Origin of the sequence: Arthrobacter methylotrophus (assembly GCF_039539965.1) — a bacterium.
Taxonomy (GTDB): domain Bacteria; phylum Actinomycetota; class Actinomycetes; order Actinomycetales; family Micrococcaceae; genus Arthrobacter; species Arthrobacter methylotrophus.
This window is the reverse complement of the sequence record NZ_BAABED010000001.1, coordinates 4736025-4751085: the sequence shown is the minus strand read 5'-3', so window position 1 is coordinate 4751085 and position 15061 is coordinate 4736025. Positions and strand designations below refer to the sequence as shown.

Here is a 15061-nt window from a genome sequence, read left to right as displayed (position 1 = left end):
GCCTAGCTGCCGCGACTGTCCATGGTGACTACGATCTTGCCTTTGGCGCGTCCGCGTTCCAGTGCGGCGAAAGCGTCGGCGATCTTTTCGAGGGGATAGCTGCTGTCCACCACGGCTTCCAGCTTTCCCTCGGACACCAGCTTCGCCAGGAATTTCAGGTCCTCGCCGCTGGGGTGCATGAAGAGGTAGCGGTACCGGACGTTTGCTTCGCGGGCGCGGCGCCGGATTCCAAGGCTGGCCGCCCAGAAAAGCGCTGTCATCCAAGCCGGGGCATCAAGATCCTTCACGGCTGTTTGCGGTTCGGGCATGCCGGCGATGCTAACGACCGTCGAACCGGGCTTGAGGATCTTGAACGTATGCTCCAGGGTTTCCCCACCGATAAGGTCCAGCGCGGCGTCGAAGCCGCTGAGCACTTCGGCCGGATTTTCCTTCGTGTAGTCGACGACGGCGTCCGCACCGAGCCGCCGCACCAGGGCTTCTCCGCGGGGAGACGCCGTGGTGGTCACCTCGGCGCCGAAGTACTTGGCCAGCTGGATGGCGAGGGTTCCCACCCCGCCCGCGCCTCCGGAGATGAACAGCTTGGTCCCGGGGCTGACCTTGAGCTCGTCTCGCAGTGCCTGGAGCGCGGTGAGGCCTGCGAGCGGGAGGCTCGCAGCCTCGAGGTAGCCGAGCGACTTCGGCATGAGCGCCGCCAGGTCCTCGTGGACGGCGGCGTGCTCGGCAAAGGCGCCCAGCCTGGTCTTGTCCACCCGGGCAAACACGCGGTCTCCCGTGGCGAAGCGGGTGACCTCCGGGCCAATGGCTTCCACGATCCCGGCAAGCTCGCTGCCGGCCACCAAAGGCAGCCTTGGCCTGGTGATCACCCGCACGGCACCTTCGCGTTGCTTGTAGTCAACGGGATTGAGGCCCGCGGCAAACACTTTGACCAGGACCTCGCCGGGACCGGCGATCGGCTTGGGAACATCTTGCAGCTCCATTGAGTCGGCGTCACCGTAGCGGGTCAGCACATAAGCGAGCACTTAGGCCCCTTTCCGAAGGGTTGTTTGCTGGTGGCCGTTCCACACCCACGGCCGGCGCGGCAATCCGGCCGGATCGAAAGTATCCAAAGCGTCGTCAAGGGGTCCGGCCGGCAACCCGAGCGATTCCAGGATCATGTCCCGTACCTCCCCGGCAGACAGCCCGACGGCGGCAAGGTCGCCAAGCGTCACGGCGCCGTCGCGCTTGGCCAACCGGGCGCCGTCGTGGTTTAGCACCAAGGGAACATGCGCGTATTCCGGAACGGGCAAGCCGAGCAAGGAGGCCAAATACGCTTGGCGGGGTGTGGAGGACAGGAGGTCATCTCCGCGGACCACTTGGTCTACGCCTTGCTCGGCGTCGTCCACCACCACGGCCAAGTTGTAGGCAGTGACGCCGTCGTTCCGCCGAAGCACAAAGTCATCCACTATGCCCGTGTAGGGCCCGTGCAACTCGTCCGCCACAGTCCATTCATGCGTTTCGGAGCGGAGCCTGATGGCAGCCGGGCGGGAGGCCCGGCGGATCTCGAGCTCCGCCGTCGAGAGGTTCCTGCACGTTCCCGGATAGGCGCCCTGTGGAGCATGTGGCGCGGACGGAGCTTCCTGGATCTCGCGCCGGGTACAGAAGCATTCATACGTCAGTCCGGCGTCGGTGAGCCGCTGAATCACGTCGTCGTAGAGCCCGGCGCGGTCAGTCTGGCGAACGACGGCGCCGTCCCATGTCACGCCGACGGCCTCCAAGTCGCGGAGCTGGACTTCCTCGGCACCGGCCCGCGCACGGTCGAGATCTTCTACTCGCAGCAGGAAATCGCGGCCCGTCGAGCGGGCGAAGAGCCACGCGAGCATGGCGGTGCGCAGGTTGCCCACATGCAACTCGCCGGAAGGGCTCGGGGCGAAGCGGCCAGCGGAAGTCATGGCACAAGACTATGCGTCGCTGCGCGTTCCGTGCAGGATCCCGCGGCAGCATAAGAGCCCCTCAGCGACCGCAACGGGTTCGGTGGCTCAGGGGCTCTTATGGTGGTGCCAGCACGAGGGCCGACGTGCAGAAAGACGATGCGTGAACAAGAGTCAATCAGCGGCTGCGTCTTTGCGGGACGGTGTTCCGGGGGCCGGGTGGTGTACCGGGGGATCCTTAGCCTGGGGGTCCGGCGGTAGCCTTTCCCTTTCTTGCCACTATTTCAACAGGAACACTACAGTTGGGGCAACAGACTCAATCACCATTGGTCAATCTGGCCAATTTCTTGGGGTGAATCGAACAAGCGATGGTCATTTTGCCGACTCTCGGCGAAGTGACCACGACCGCCAGAACGAGGCAGAAAGCGCAGCTATGCAGGAATTGGACTCAACGGACAAGCGCATCCTTGCCGCGCTCGACGACGACCCCCGGATGCCGACCATGGTCCTCGCCCAGCGCTTGGGCTTGGCGCGCGGGACAGTCCAGTCCCGCTTGGAGCGCATGACGGCGTCGGGCGCCCTGCGTCCGAACAGCAGCCGCGTGCTGCCCTCGGCGTTGGGCCGGGGCGTCGCGGCAGCGGTAAGTGCGGAACTGGATCAGAGCCACCTGAACGAGGCGATCGCGGCTCTGCGCAACATCCCTGAGGTACTTGAATGCCACGCGCCGGCAGGAGACACCGATCTCATCATCCGCGTGGTCGCCACGAGCCCTGACGATCTTTACCGGGTGTCGGAGGAGATCCGCCTCTGCCCGGGAATCGTGCGAACCTCCACCAGCATGTTTTTGCGCGAGGTGATTCCGTACCGGACCACGGGGCTGCTGTGGGAATAGGGCGGGAGCCTACACCGGCGGCCCGGCATTCGACTTCAGGTTCTTCATCACCAAAGTTGAGGTGAGGCGCTCGACCGCGGGAAGTGACGTGAGCTGGTCGTCGTAGAAGCGTTGATAAGCCGGGAGATCGGCGGCAATGACGCGCAGGAGGTAATCCGGGGAGCCGAAGAGCCGCTGCGCTTCAACGATGTTGGGGATAGCGGCCACCCGGTCTTCGAAATCCGACATCGTTGCGCGGTCCACTTGGCGCAGGGTAACGAAGACGATCGCCTCAAATCCCAAGCCAATGGCGGCCGGATCGATGTCCGCCCGGTACCCCCTGATCACTCCGGAAGCCTCGAGATCCCGCAACCGCCGGTGGCATGGAGCCACGGTCAATCCCACCTTGGCAGCCAGCGCGGTGGCAGTCATTCGGCCATCCTCTTTGAGGTAGCGCAAAATAGTTCTGTCAATTCCATCAACCACGCAAGCATCTTACCAATTTCGCGGCAAATCCGGCTAAATATGGGAACACTTTTGGGCCGATTTTTCATAAGGTTCATGGTGTACCAACCAGCCAGGAGCCACCATGAATCCCCAGCTTTTCCTCGCCTTCGTCATCGTCGCCGTCACCTTGGCGTGCACCCCCGGCGTCGACTGGGCTTATTCAATCGCCGCGGGACTGCGTCAGCGAAGCTTCGTCCCGGCCGTGGCCGGCCTGTGCAGCGGATACGTGCTGCACACAGCCCTCCTGACTGCCGGACTCACAGCCCTTTTGGCGGGCGTTCCGGGGCTTCTCGGCTGGCTGACAATCGCGGGCGCAGCTTATTTGCTCTGGCTCGGCGTGAGCACCATGCGCTCATGGCGAGGCGCAAGCTTCAGTACGGATGACGCCGTCGGGCAATCCCGAAACCAATTCCGCACCTTCCTGCAAGGCATGGGCACGAGCGGCATCAACCCCAAGGGCTTGCTGTTCTTCCTGGCGCTGGTGCCGCAGTTCGTGAGCCCGGAAGCGTCATTGCCCGTGCCCGTGCAATCAGGCGTATTGGGCCTGACGTTCGTGTTGTTCGCGGGCATCATCTACACGGCGGTTGCGCTGACCTCGCGAAAGCTGCTGCAATCCCGGCCTGCCGCCGCACGCGTCGTAACCCTCAGCAGCGGCATCATCATGGTGGGGCTCGGGGCCGTCTTGCTCGGCGAACAGGCGCTTCGGCTCCTACATTGACGCATGACCTTGGGCAGTAACGCTAGGCAGGGACGCTAGGAAGTGACGCGGACGCCAAGCAAGATCGCTCTGGCGTTCATCGTCCGGGCGCCCTATCGTCAGCGTTATGTCCAACGACTTTTCAGCGCTCCTGGAGACCTTCAAGCAGCTCGGCGTCTCAAGGGCGTACGGCCCTCCCCTGCAGATCGGCGGCGAAGAACTGATCCCGGTCGCCTTGGTGTCCTTTGGATTCGGAGGGGGCGGCGACGGTAACAATGCCGCGGGCGGTGGCGGCGGCGGTTTCGTGCTCCCCGTCGGAGTTTATGGCCGCAACCCCAGGGGCCAGGTGACATTCCAGCCAAACACGGTCGTCATCATGGCCATGCTGCTCCCCCTCATCGGCGCGGCTGGGGTGGCCCTTCGCGGGGTACTTCGTGCGCTCCGGCCCTAGACACGCCCCAGCCGGCCGGCCCTAACCGCCGGGTTCCCCGAAGTCCTTGTTCCACAGCCGGCGCACTTCGACGTCCTTCCGGATCCCGTCGACGGCCTCAAACTCGGCCCCCTCTTCCTTGCCGCGCTCTTCCTTGCCGCGCTTCCAGCGCACCACCACGCGCGGAATGGGACGGCGCGCGTTTCCTGGCCTCCGCCCGAGCTCGAGCATCGACAGAGCCCGGTCCGTGAGCGCGTCGTTGCGCAAGGCAAGGCTGGTCTTCTTCCTCCTCAACACCTCCGCGAGTGCCGCCTGGGCTTCCTCCCGTTCCCCCAGCACCCTGAGTGACTGCGCCCTGATCAGCAGCAGCGCCGCACAGAGGTCGTCCCGATTACGGAGTCCCTCAGTCCAGGCGACGACGTCGGCGTGCCGCTCGAGTGCGGCGGCTGCGGTACAGCGGGCCAGGGCGGAGGGCAACGACGGCGGCAGGCTGGCCAGGATGTCCAGGGCCTCCACGGTCTGGCCCGTCTCCCGAAAGCAATGCGAGAGAGCGAGGAACACCGACTCTTCGCTGAACAGGACGGGAACGTCAATCCGTTCGGCGACCTCGACCCGGGTAACCAACCGGCCAAGGTAACTGGCAGAGAACTGGCTGGCGGCGTCGTCGATCCGTATGGACAAGCCCCGCTGCAGCAGTTCCGAAGCCCGCAGATAGCCACCATGCTTGTATGCGAGCAGCCCGGCAATCACGTAGCACAAGCCTGCCCACCCTGGATAGCCGCGGGCCAAGGTGATGAGTCGGTCCGGTTCCGTGCTGGTGAAGATGGCGTCGTACACCGACTTGGCGGTCTTGCCGGCCAGCCGCTTGAGCCTCGGAACGTCCCCGGCGACATCAATCCGGCCAGCGGCCCTCCCTTTCAGGACACCCGCAATCACGCCGCCTAGGCCCTCGGCCAGTCCACTCACCGAAGTGCGGACATGTCCCTCCCGGAACGGCGTGATGTCCCTCGTGTCGCCGAAAATCGATCGTCTTGTGCCGGGAACCGACGGCTCACTCACGGTTGCCCCGCCGTCGCGGGATAATGCATCGCAGAATTGGGCATCACAGAACCATGCTAGCCGTGCATTGTCTGAGTCCCTGCCCTCTATTTCCCGGGTTTTCGGGAGTAAGATAACTTCGTCGGCAGGATTCCGACTCCTTGCCGCGATACGGCCCTCCATTTGAAGGGCCGCTGGAAATCGTGATCGGGAGGAGCTATGACCACTGCTTCGCACCCAGCTCAGCATCACCACGCGATGGGGCTGACGCTGCACAACACAGCACTAGGTTTAGGCTGGGTTTTCCTGGCTGTTGGCGTACTGGGATTTATCCCGGGCATCACCAGCAATTACGGCGCCATGACCTTTGCGGGACATGATTCCGGCGCCATGCTTCTTGGAGTGTTCCAAGTATCCATCCTGCACAACATTGTCCATCTGCTGTTCGGCGCGGCAGGCCTGTACTTCGCGAGGACTGGAAGGATGGCACGCGGTTACCTCATCGGTGGCGGCGCCGTCTACCTCGTCCTGTGGATCTACGGCCTTATCACCATGTCGAACATGAGCGCCGACTTCGTGCCCATGAACTCCGCGGACGACTGGCTGCATCTCGTTCTTGGCGTTGTCATGGTTGCCCTTGGCCTGTGGCTTGGACGCGACGCACGAGAGGAGACAAAGGGCCGCGCCATGTAGCGCACCCTGATTCTGCAGCACGAACTGCAGTTGCACGACGGCGGCCGCTCCCACTCGGGTCGGCCGCCGTTATGCGCTCCATTGCTGCAAACGAGGCGAGGGCAGAAATGCCCCCAACGCACTTCTCCGGACATATCGTTTGAGCACGAACAGCAACTAGTAGCCTCCAGCCATCCAACGGTGACGTCGCACAACCGACGAGCCGACCAAAACAATCTGCTGGGCGGGCCGGCTCACCGGGAGAGTCGTCGCACCGATTAATATGCGCGTCAGCACTGATTGTGACGAAACCGCCCCTGCGCTCGTTCAGTCACAATCCGGACCGGTTTAACCAAGTAATCGTCAGCGCCACGCTCCAGCGCGGAAATCACTGTGTCGTCTTCTCCGCTTGCTGACAAGAAGATGATCGGCACTTTGGAGAACTGCCTGATGTGGCTGCAAGTCTCAATCCCGTCTATTCCCGGCAGCATGTAGTCCAAAATGAGCAAGTCGACGTCCTCGCCCTGGGCTCGCAGCATCTCCAGGGCGGCTTCTCCTGTCGGCACCGCTTGGACTTGGTAGCCGTCGTGATGCCGCAAGCCCATTACCAGGCCCATTCGCGCATTCGGGTCATCTTCCACAATCAGGATGTTGATCATTTCTTCGCCCTTCTGCGTCTACCCCGAGCTGGCCAGCCGTTTCCTAGCCCCGACTCTACAATGCCGCGAGGGCTTCGGTAGGTGGCAATTTCGCCGCCCGTGTGGCCGGATAGACTCCGCTGAGGACACCGATTGCCACCGCCGAAAGGATTCCTCCGACCATGACGAATGGCGGTACTACCAACGGCCAGCCCTGGCTTAGTGAGTACAAGGCAGTGCCAGCTATACCTAAAAGGATGCCGGCGATTCCTCCGAACAGGCACAGTACCAACGACTCGGTGAAGAACTGGAGGAGGATTCCGGTTTTGGTTGCCCCGAGGGCCCGGCGCAGGCCGATTTCCTTTCGCCGTTCCAGGACTGAAATGATCATGGTGTTCGCAACTCCGATGCCGCCCACAAGCAGCGCAATTCCGGCCAGGCCCAGGAAGAGCAGGGAAAAGGTGGCCTGTGCCACGTTTCGGGCTGCGAGTGCTTGGGAGGGATTACCGATGTCGACAGCACTGGGTGCGCCCGGGTTCGCGGTCCGGGGCAGAACTTTGCGCACGTCGTCAATTGAAGTGGTGGGCGCTCGGACGAATATCATGGCGGGGTTGCCTTGATATCCGAAGTGGTCCCGGGCGTATGCCGTGCTGAGCAGTGCTGACGAGTCGACTTCCGGTGACAACGGGGTGGGCTCGAGGATCCCGACTACGGAGAACCATTGTTGGCCGAGCCAGAGTTGTTGCGGATCGCCACTGATGGAGTCGATTCCCAACCGTTGTGCCGCGGTTGCTCCGAGCACGAGCTCGGGCAAGGACGGGCTGCCTTCGGTAGCCAGCCGACCTTGGGCAAATTTGCCGTTGATCGCTGGAAGCAGTTCGGGGCCTGCCGCGTAGACACTGCTCTTGATGCCTAGTCCCGGCTGAATCCGATCGTTGAGCTGGGCAGACTGGCCGACTTCGCCCAGAGCCGCCACTTCGGTTACCGGGCCGATTTGTGCGATCATGTCGGCTGCTGTCGTCGGCAAGGGAACTTTGCTGTTTCCACGTTCAGCGCTGGTGACCTTGAGGATGTTGGTGCCCAAGTTCTCAAGTTGGCTGTCCAAGGCCTGTTGGCTCGACGCCGGGATTCCGACGACGGCGATCATGGTTGCGATGCCAATCGAAATTCCCAGCGCGGAAAGTATCGCGCGCAGGGGCCTGGCCCTTACTCGGTGGATGCCCAATTCCAAGACGTCGGCCAGTTCGAACCAACGGAATTTCGTCTGAATATGCTGCTTCTTGCTCAACGCGCACTTGCTTTCCGGGTGGCTCCCGCTCGCAGGACGCCGTCGCGGATCTCTACTCTTCTCGGTAGAGAATCCGCAATTTCCAGATCGTGGGTGATGATCACCACGGTCATACCCTGCTGATTGAGTTCGCCGAACAGTTCCATCACGGCGGCACCGTTTTCAGAGTCCAGTGCCCCAGTAGGCTCGTCGGCGAGCAAGTATTTGGGCTTATTGACCAGGGCTCTCGCGATGGCCACCCGTTGTTTTTCGCCACCGGAGAGTTGATGCGGCTGGTGGTCCAGTCGATGCCCCATCCGGACGGTCTCCAATGCGGCCGTAGCAATCGCCTGTCGGTCTCGCCGCGGCACTTTAGCGTATTGCAGCCCTACGGCCACGTTTTGCAGTGCGTTGTAGGTGTCGTTGAGGTGGAACTGCTGAAAGACGAAGCCGATTGCTTGTGCCCTGACAGTGGAAAGCAGCCGGTCACTGAACGTGGAAACATCCATTCCGCCAACCAGCACTTCACCCTCTGATGCCCGGTCAAGGGTGCCCATGACATTGAGCAAGGTCGATTTCCCGGAGCCGGACGGGCCGACGATGCCGAGCATTTCCCCTTCGCCCAGTTCCAAATCCACCGAGTCCAGGGCCTTCACACCACCGGTGTAGCTTTTCGACACCCCGCGCAGTTCCAGAACAGGCGCACTCATGAGGCCGTCACCACGTCTTGTCCCGCGGTGAGGTCACCAGAAACTTCCGCAAGACCTTTGACGATTTTTCCCACCTTGACCGGGACCAGTCTGTAACCGGGTTTGCTGTCCTTGTTGCCCGCGCTGTCGGGGACCCGCACCGCGTAGCCGCCCTCCAGAAGCGCATTGAGCGATACGACGGGAACGGCCAACACATTCTTCACATCCACCGTGGTGATTTGGACGCGGATCTGCGCTCCGGTCGCGTAATCGAGTCCATCAGTGGAATCAAAGTCCGCAATGAGCTGCTTCCCGGCGGGCTGACCAGGCGCCGGTGCCGCCGCGGCTCCTGACTCTGTCGTGCCTTGCGCGGCGATTCCGGTGATCTTGCCAGGCTTCGGGGTGCCGGAATCATCGAGGATGCTCACGGCAACGCCCACTTTGGGTGCGGGAGTGCTGTCAGAAAGCGTCAATTTCACGCGAGGTACTAGGGCCGTGGTTTCCACTAAATCCGCGGCGGCGGCGTCACCCAAGTTCGCTTTGTGGCCCGACACTTTGACAGGACCGGGCAACACCAGATAGTCGCCGTCCGCGATCTTACCTGTCAGGTCGAGATTGTTGGTCTTTTGCCAAGTGGTGATGGCGCGCAGCGTAGCAGCCGTTGTGATGTCCGGCCGCCCGTCATCGCCCAAGAATCCAAGAGCCTGCAGGTTTGATTTAAGGACTTTCACATCGGGACCGATCAAACCGGCCTTGTCGATGGCACGGTACAAGGGAGTGTCACCGATGAAGAGCGGAACGGGATGGTCATCAACCCTGTAGAGCGCCTCCCCTTGCTTCACCGCGGCGCCCTTCTCCGGTAGCCAGGTCAGCGTTCCGGACTTCTTCCCCTTGAGAGTTTTCGCATCACCGAAGTCGATTTCACCGTTCAGCTCTTGCCTGTCCGTCAGGTCCTTCCGCTCTACCTTCCCGGTGGCCAAAGGCTTTGGTTCACTGGCTGCTTGGATTGGTTTGTTGACCCAGAAAATCCCGGCGGTGGCCGCTGCAATCACCACAACGGCCGAGACCAGCAAGATCCATCGGTACCGGCTCATCCGTAAACCTCGGTTTCGCATTTATCCGTCCCCGCACGGAAAGCCTCGTCCTGGACCTGATCCGGAGAGAATTTGTAAGCCATCTTCGGACCACCTTCCTCCACCCGGATGCCCTCGCGTTGAAGACAGAGGATCATCTTGTGTACGAACTGTTCGCGTTCCGGATTGTTCGCGTTCCGCTCCCACATTTGCACCGGATAGAGCGAGGCGCAGGCGGCGAGGGCATCTTTCAAATGCGGGTCCGCGCCGGGTTCCACCTCAAGCGGCGGATCGGACGCGCCGTTCCTCATGCCTTCGAAGGTACTCCCGCCCTTTGCCGTAAGGGGAACGCCGTGCTGGCCAATGCAAGCGATGTAGGTGGCGTAATAGTTGTCGACTTTTTCCGGGCTGTCGCCACGCATGATCTTCACCTGCCCGCCCGAAACCGGCTTGGACTCCGCGGTGCCTGTGCCCGTAGGCGTGGTCGCTGCCGAGTCGGTCTGCAACGAAAGGACACCAGTCTTCTCCTCCGGGGCCGAGCAGGCGGACAGTATTCCGGCAAGCATGCCCAAGACAATGACAGATTTGAGGACAGTCTGGATCTTGGAGGAATTCATGGACGCTCCTTGGCTGGATTGGCCGCTCCGGGCGGCTGCACATGACCAAAAGGCTACGTCCAGCACAGGAACGGAATCCCAGAAAACAAGGGTTCTGTTACATAACTGTGCGGAAGAGCTTCGAGATCACGCGTCCGCGTCTGGACGGGCTAGTGGAGCGCCCACATGCGGGGCAGCCGAAGCCGAACCTGGTGCTGGCCGATGACGGGCGCGCCCAGCTGTAGCGCTGGTCGCGGCGACCGAAGGGCTCACGGACGTTGGCGTTGCAGTCCAAGATCGTGCAAGCTATCGTATTCATCCGGTGCAGCTTCGGCCCCTTGCGGGGAGAGCCTTTGCCACGACAGACATACAGCTTCCCGAACCGGCCCGGCTCCCACCGCACATCGTCAAGATCGAGCATCCCGCCCCTCGCGGAGGACCTTGCCGAAGTAGGCAACCGCGTCGGTGGGCTGCATTTCCCACGTCGTCGGCTATGGGCTGAGCGCTGGAGCTATTCAGCCGCTGCGGCAACCGCCGCGGTGACCGCCGGGGCAACTCTCGAATCCAGCGGGCTAGGCACGATGTAGTCGGCCGAAAGCCCTTCCTCGGCCAGCCCGGCAATGGCGCGGGCCGCGGCAATCTTCATCGCCGGGGTGATGCGGCGCGCACCGGCGTCCAAGGCTCCTCGGAAAATCCCGGGGAAGGCCAGGACGTTGTTGATCTGGTTCGGGAAGTCGCTGCGGCCCGTAGCCACGACGGCGGCGTACTTGACGGCAACCTCGGGCAGGACTTCCGGGTCCGGGTTGGACAGGGCGAACACAATCGAGTCCTGGTTCATGAGCTTCAGGTGTTCCTCGGCCAGCTTGGACGAGGAGACGCCGATGAAGACGTCCGCACCCTGTAGGGCTTCGGCGGGTCCGCCGGAAAGGCCGCGAGGGTTGGTGCGCTGAGCGAAGCGGGCCTTGACACTGCCCGAATCGGCCACCAGATCGGCGCGCTCGGCGTTGATGATGCCCTTGGAATCCAGCAGGACAACGTCCTTGATGCCCGCCGTCAGCAGGATCTCGGAGACTGCAATGCCTGCGGCACCCGCACCGGAAACCACTACCTTCAGTCCTTCAAGTTCGCGCCCGGTCACTTTGGCGGCGTTCGTCAAGGCTGCGAGAACCACAACGGCGGTGCCGTGCTGATCGTCGTGCATGACGGGGCAGTCGAGGGCTTCGATGAGGCGCTCTTCGAGTTCGAAGCAGCGCGGCGAGGAGATGTCTTCGAGGTTCACGGCACCGAAGCTCGGACGCAGGCGAACCAGGGTCTCGATAATTTCGTCCACGTTGGTGGTGTTCAGGACCAACGGGATGGAATCGAGATCGCCGAAAGCCTTGAAAAGCGCCGACTTTCCTTCCATGACAGGGAGGGAGGCGCTGGGGCCGATGTCGCCAAGGCCCAGGACCGCCGTTCCGTCGCTGACAACCACTACAAGGCGCTCGGCCCAGGTGTGCGTGCGGGCCAGCTCCGGGTTGGCGTGAATTGCCCGGCTCACTTCGGCGACGCCAGGGGTGTAGGCAATGGAAAGGTCGCGCTTGTTCAAGAGCGGCACGGTGCTGGAAACGGAGAGCTTGCCGCCTTCGTGGGCAGCGAAGATTTCCTCTTCGCTCAGCGCCAGTGCGGTCAGGTTCTGTTCAGGGGTGATGGTCTCGACGGACACGTCGTTGTCTCCTCAGGCTAGCCGTGTACCCACGGCGAAATTCGGGGCAGGTGTAGCGGCTTCGGTGCCGGGCCAAGGGTGGCTGGTCCGTGCTGTGAAACTCCTGCGGATATGGGCTGCTAGCCGCTTGGCTCCTGTCTTCGTAGACAGGTGCTTGATAGGAAGACTAGAGACATTCAGGCATAAACGCATACTTTTGCCCGTAGTGGTCTAGACCAATTACGTTTATTCCTGGAAAAGCTACGCGTCCGCGAACAGCTTGCAGGCGTTCTTGAGGTCCTTCTCCGCGTCGAAAAGCGAGATCCTACGGCAGTTGACCGACTGGACCAGACCACTGATCACGTGCAGCAGAATCCTCGCCTTGCCGGCGTCCCCGATTGCTGCCGTGACCATCCCGGCAGAGAGCGCTTCGATATCCTTCAAGAGCACGGGGATGTCGCCATCGCGGGTGTCCCAAGTGCGTGACAAACAGTGTTCGACGGCGGGTTGCATCACCCGCATGTGGAAAATCTCCATGCCAAGTCCGGTGAGCTCCTGTTGGCTGCACCTTGAGGATGCCGGTTTGGCATCATTGAGTTCCCGTAGCTGCTGCCGGTAGACCGCAAGCATCAGGTGGACAGTGGATGGAAAGTAGCGGTAGAGCGTCCCCAGTGGAACGTGGGCCCTGGTAGAGACGTCCGAAAGGCTCACGGTATCGAACTGCCGCTGGGCGAATCCTGCGGCAGTCTTCAATATCCGGGCGTACCGCAATAGCTGTCGGGGCGTTGTGGGAGCAGCCGCCATCTGGGGCAAACCCGCGGCCAGATCCAGCGAATACGGTTCCAAGGAGTTCGGTTCGGACATTACCGGCGTTCTGTTGGTTGGGCTTCGTTCTGGGAGATAGCGCGGCCCCCTAGGCCGGGCGCGTCCTGACAATGATACGGCAGCAAGTTGTCAGTTCCCTGAGAACAAGCTCCGAGCTATGCAACGCCCTTGATCCTCACCACGAACACCGCGCCCAACAGCCCTATAACCGCCGCGGCCACGTACAAGGCGACATAACCGCCCCAGAAAGCCACAAACGGGTAGGCAATAAGGGGCGCGATCACCTGGGGCAAGGAGTTGGCTACATTAATGACACCGAGATCCCGTCCCCGGTCAAGTGCAGTGGGGAGCACTTGGGTGATGAGGGCGAAGTCAACCGCCAAATAGGCGCCAAAACCGATACCGAGGACCATCGCGCCGGCAACGGCTCCTGCCCACGTGGGTTCGAAGCCTAGGATCAAGGCGGCTATCGAAATCACCAGCGACGAGACGATCACCAAGGGTTTGCGTTTGCCCATGCGATCACTCATAGCACCCCCGACGACGCTGGTGACTATCACCATGACGGCATAGAGGCCTGTGAGGATGAGGACCCCGAACTCGGGCTTGATCCCCCGCGTTTCCTCGAGATGCACGGCATCCTTGAGGAAGAAGAGCAAGTACAACGTGACCATGTGGTTGCCAACGTTGACCAGCAGGCGGGTCAGCCATGCCCACGCGAAGTCCGGATACCTGATCGGCGAAATCCAGAAACCCCTGACGAAAGTCCCCAGCCTGAACTGTGGCCGGGTCTCCGCCGGGAGGGGAACGTCGTCGTTCTTGAAAAGATAAAGCACGACGCCGGCCAGCAACGCGGCAGCGCACACGACGTAGCCAAGGGCAAAGTTTCCCGAGACGGCGGACGCGATCACCGCACCAGCGAGGATACCTGCGGTCTGGCCCATGGCTGCGAGCCCGCCGACGGTGCCGCGCTGGGGCACCGGCACCCGGTCCGGGATGGCTGCCGTCAGGGCAGCATACGCCCCATTGCAGCCGGCCTGAACCAGGCACCAAAGGATGGCCATGACTGCCACATTGGGAGCGCCTGCCAGTGCTACCAAGGCTGCCGCGCCCAGGATGGCGCCGAAGAGCACCCACGGGACTCGCCGCCCGAAACGGGACGTGGTGCGGTCGCTGAACGCACCAAAGAGCGGGTTCGCCACGAGGGACACCGCGGCACCACAGCCGGTGACGAGGGCGAGGATGGCTTCCTTCTGGCCTTCGTTGAATTGGATGGCCTGTTGCCCCAGCAAAACCTGGATGGGACCGAAGAAAGCAGCGTTGATGCCCACATTGACGAGCACCACTCCGGTGACCCACAGGGAACGGACGCGTTCCACCGGCTCGGCGAGCGCCGTCGTCGGGCCTGTGGGCAGATCTGACAGGCTCATGACTCTGGCGGTCTCATGACGGCGCTCCCTAGCGAATGGACGTGTGGATTCAGCCTAGCGCTGCGAGAGTCCGATCCGCCGTCATGAAGTCGCCTATGTGGACAACTGCCTTTGCATGCGCAGGGCACTCGGGTCCGTACGCGTTAGGGTAACTCCAACGGACCGAGGAGGAGCAACGATGAACACGCCCGCGAACCCCATCAACACCGCCGATCTTTACGACGAGCGCGCCGAAGATGTCGAGTCGATATCACTGCAGTTCCAGGATCTTGGTGGCGTCTCCCATTTCAACGGGCCGGTGCGCACCATCAAGTGCTTTGAGGACAACGCCTTGGTGAAGGCCGTCCTCGCGACTCCCGGCGGCGGCGCCGTGCTGGTGGTGGACGGGTATGGCTCGCTGCGCACGGCCCTCATGGGGGACATGATCGCCGAGAGCGCGGTCGCCAACGGCTGGGCCGGCATCGTCATCAACGGGGCCATTCGAGATCGCGTGGCGATCGCGAAGCTGCCCTTGGGCGTTAAAGCCCTCGGAAGCAATCCCAAGAAGAGCTCCAAGGTGGGCCGGGGGGAAGTGGACATCCCCCTGGTGATTGACGGAGTGCACATCGAACCCGGCAACCTGATCTACTGCGATCCCGATGGGATTCTCGTGGAGCGCTGACAATTTTCCCCCCCATCGGGTAAGACAGGGAATACAGGAACGATTAGGATAGTTACTGAAAGCAACTATCCTGCTT

At 62.2% G+C, this 15061-nt stretch carries 18 protein-coding genes; 5 read left to right on the top strand and 13 right to left on the bottom strand.

The annotated features are described in order from the left end of the window. Positions 1-2 precede the first annotated feature (2 nt). Together ABD884_RS24445 and gluQRS are read right to left on the bottom strand one after the other, a co-directional pair. Positions 3-1019 (bottom strand): NADP-dependent oxidoreductase, encoded by a 1017-nt coding sequence (locus ABD884_RS24445; RefSeq protein WP_345053770.1) that lies wholly within the window; start codon positions 1017-1019, stop codon positions 3-5. Beyond that, positions 1020-1928 (bottom strand): tRNA glutamyl-Q(34) synthetase GluQRS, encoded by a 909-nt coding sequence (gene gluQRS / locus ABD884_RS24440; RefSeq protein WP_345053767.1) that lies wholly within the window; start codon positions 1926-1928, stop codon positions 1020-1022. Between the two features lie 412 nt (positions 1929-2340). Between gluQRS and ABD884_RS24435 the strand changes: the two genes are divergently transcribed. Further along, the gene (locus tag ABD884_RS24435) at positions 2341-2799 is read left to right on the top strand and encodes an Lrp/AsnC family transcriptional regulator (protein ID WP_345055285.1); all 459 of its coding nucleotides are present in this window, start codon (positions 2341-2343) and stop codon (positions 2797-2799) included. Positions 2800-2808: 9 nt separating this feature from the next. Here the strand turns inward: ABD884_RS24435 and ABD884_RS24430 are convergent, their stop codons facing one another. Further along, positions 2809-3264 (bottom strand): Lrp/AsnC family transcriptional regulator, encoded by a 456-nt coding sequence (locus ABD884_RS24430; protein WP_081736948.1) that lies wholly within the window; start codon positions 3262-3264, stop codon positions 2809-2811. 103 nt (positions 3265-3367) lie between these two features. On the opposite strand from ABD884_RS24430, the gene ABD884_RS24425 reads away from it, so the two are divergent. Further along, positions 3368-4003: a LysE family translocator gene (locus ABD884_RS24425; RefSeq protein ID WP_345053762.1), complete on the top strand. Its 636-nt coding sequence runs from the start codon at positions 3368-3370 to the stop codon at positions 4001-4003. A 106-nt stretch (positions 4004-4109) separates the two neighbouring features. Then, positions 4110-4433, top strand: coding sequence for a hypothetical protein (locus ABD884_RS24420; RefSeq protein WP_345053760.1), 324 nt, complete (start codon positions 4110-4112; stop codon positions 4431-4433). Positions 4434-4454: 21 nt separating this feature from the next. On the opposite strand, the gene ABD884_RS24415 is transcribed toward ABD884_RS24420, so the two are convergent. Continuing rightward, a complete protein-coding gene (locus ABD884_RS24415; protein WP_345053756.1) occupies positions 4455-5471 on the bottom strand; it encodes a CD20-like domain-containing protein in 1017 nt (338 codons plus the stop codon). Positions 5472-5669: 198 nt separating this feature from the next. On the opposite strand from ABD884_RS24415, the gene ABD884_RS24410 reads away from it, so the two are divergent. Next, positions 5670-6143 (top strand): DUF4383 domain-containing protein, encoded by a 474-nt coding sequence (locus ABD884_RS24410; RefSeq protein WP_028267701.1) that lies wholly within the window; start codon positions 5670-5672, stop codon positions 6141-6143. A gap of 269 nt (positions 6144-6412) precedes the next feature. Here ABD884_RS24410 and ABD884_RS24405 read toward each other — a convergent pair whose 3' ends face one another. The 9 genes from ABD884_RS24405 to ABD884_RS24365 form a co-directional block, all read right to left on the bottom strand. Beyond that, complete coding sequence (locus tag ABD884_RS24405; RefSeq protein ID WP_345053746.1) at positions 6413-6781, bottom strand: response regulator transcription factor; 369 nt, start codon at positions 6779-6781, stop codon at positions 6413-6415. 55 nt (positions 6782-6836) lie between these two features. Beyond that, positions 6837-8048, bottom strand: coding sequence for an ABC transporter permease (locus ABD884_RS24400; RefSeq protein ID WP_345053741.1), 1212 nt, complete (start codon positions 8046-8048; stop codon positions 6837-6839). Beyond that, the gene (locus ABD884_RS24395) at positions 8045-8737 is read right to left on the bottom strand and encodes an ABC transporter ATP-binding protein (RefSeq protein ID WP_345053734.1); all 693 of its coding nucleotides are present in this window, start codon (positions 8735-8737) and stop codon (positions 8045-8047) included. Before ABD884_RS24395 ends, ABD884_RS24400 begins: the two co-directional genes overlap by 4 nt. Beyond that, a complete protein-coding gene (locus tag ABD884_RS24390) occupies positions 8734-9810 on the bottom strand; it encodes an efflux RND transporter periplasmic adaptor subunit (RefSeq protein ID WP_345053729.1) in 1077 nt (358 codons plus the stop codon). The genes ABD884_RS24395 and ABD884_RS24390 overlap by 4 nt, the downstream gene beginning before the upstream one ends. Further along, the gene (locus ABD884_RS24385) at positions 9807-10406 is read right to left on the bottom strand and encodes a hypothetical protein (protein WP_345053721.1); all 600 of its coding nucleotides are present in this window, start codon (positions 10404-10406) and stop codon (positions 9807-9809) included. The genes ABD884_RS24390 and ABD884_RS24385 overlap by 4 nt, the downstream gene beginning before the upstream one ends. A 97-nt stretch (positions 10407-10503) precedes the next feature. Then, the gene (locus ABD884_RS24380; protein ID WP_345053716.1) at positions 10504-10806 is read right to left on the bottom strand and encodes a hypothetical protein; all 303 of its coding nucleotides are present in this window, start codon (positions 10804-10806) and stop codon (positions 10504-10506) included. 90 nt (positions 10807-10896) lie between these two features. Continuing rightward, on the bottom strand, positions 10897-12090 hold the full coding sequence (locus ABD884_RS24375) for an NAD(P)-dependent malic enzyme (RefSeq protein WP_345053709.1): 1194 nt from the start codon (positions 12088-12090) through the stop codon (positions 10897-10899). Between the two features lie 240 nt (positions 12091-12330). After that, positions 12331-12933, bottom strand: coding sequence for a TetR/AcrR family transcriptional regulator (locus tag ABD884_RS24370; protein WP_345053703.1), 603 nt, complete (start codon positions 12931-12933; stop codon positions 12331-12333). A 116-nt stretch (positions 12934-13049) separates the two neighbouring features. After that, positions 13050-14324 carry an MFS transporter gene (locus ABD884_RS24365; RefSeq protein WP_345053697.1) on the bottom strand — a complete coding sequence of 425 codons (1275 nt, stop codon included), beginning with the start codon at positions 14322-14324 and terminating at the stop codon, positions 13050-13052. A 178-nt stretch (positions 14325-14502) separates the two neighbouring features. On the opposite strand from ABD884_RS24365, the gene rraA reads away from it, so the two are divergent. Beyond that, on the top strand, positions 14503-14985 hold the full coding sequence (rraA, locus tag ABD884_RS24360; RefSeq protein ID WP_345053690.1) for a ribonuclease E activity regulator RraA: 483 nt from the start codon (positions 14503-14505) through the stop codon (positions 14983-14985). Positions 14986-15061: the final 76 nt, after the last annotated feature.